At 63.1% G+C, this 1,061-nt stretch carries 1 protein-coding gene and 1 pseudogene; both read right to left on the bottom strand.

All coding sequences use genetic code 11. From position 1 onward, the window contains the following. The coding region (locus EN884_RS36815) for an ABC transporter substrate-binding protein (RefSeq protein ID WP_164895456.1) at window positions 1–513 on the bottom strand (513 nt) is incomplete at its 3' end. 128 nt (window positions 514–641) lie between these two features. Then, window positions 642–1,061: pseudogene (locus EN884_RS36810) on the bottom strand (hypothetical protein); the annotation flags it as partial.

Below are 1,061 nucleotides of genomic sequence, written 5' to 3'. Positions count from 1 at the left end.
CTGGCTCTTCACGTCGGTGATGCCGGGCTGGAAGACATAGCGGTTCAGCTTGGTCGAGGCGACGTGATGGCCTTCGCTGACGACGAAATAGGGCATCTTGTTTTCGCCGGCGGCGGGCGCCGAGCCGATGACGACATGCGAGAACAGCGTGCCGAAGACGATGTCGGTCTTGTGCTGGGTGGCGAACTTGCCGACCACCTCGGCGCCACGGCCGGGATCGGTGCCGTCATCCTCGATGATCACCTCGACCTGGCGGCCATTGATGCCGCCGGCGGCATTGATCGCCTTGACCGCGGCAGCCGTCGTCTTTTCGTACCAGCGGCCATAGGCAGCGCCGATGCCGGTGCGGTGCGACTGGAAGCCGATCTTGATCGGCGCCGAACTCTGCGCCTGGGAATAGCGGACGAAGCCAGGGGCAAGGCCGAGGCCGGCGCCTGCGGCCAGACCTTTCAGTGCGGTGCGGCGGGTGAGCGTGGATCTGGAGAGATCGAAAAACCCATTCTTGTCAGTCACGGCAGTTCCCCTGTTTTTGAGTTTTGACTGGCTGCAACGAGGCAAAAAATCGCATGTGTACAAACTAAATCACCAAAGCCCCGACGTGGCAAGCGGGCTTTCCCCGAAGGCATGCTGGTCGCCTTTTCTCATCCGACAGTCGGCGTGGCAAGCAACCAGAGGCCGAAGACGGTGTAGGCGACCATCAGCAAGGTAAGCGGGAACTGGCTGAGGGCCGCGCGGGAGGGCTGTGGGTGCAGGCGCCAGGCGAAGCCGTGAGCGACGAGGACGGCGAGCACATGCCCCAGGATGATGGCGCCGGCCTGGATATTCCACAGCCACCACGCAGAGTCCGCCCCCGCAACGATGCCGGCCTCGATCTGCATATCGGCGGTGCCGAACAGGTTCCAGCCCATCGCGAACGGATCGGAAAGTGCCGCAAGCGCATATTGGCCGTCGACGAGCAGCGCCGTCAGATAATGCGCAATGTGATAGGCAAGCGCGATCGGCACGATCGACCACACCAGCTGACCGGCCGCCTGGTTAAGAATGTGGTCGCTGCCGGCAAG

The sequence above is a fragment of the Mesorhizobium sp. M7A.F.Ca.AU.001.01.1.1 genome, from assembly GCF_004022735.1.
GTDB classification, from domain to species: Bacteria; Pseudomonadota; Alphaproteobacteria; order Rhizobiales; family Rhizobiaceae; genus Mesorhizobium; species Mesorhizobium ciceri.
This window is presented reverse-complemented; position numbering and strand designations above follow the sequence as displayed.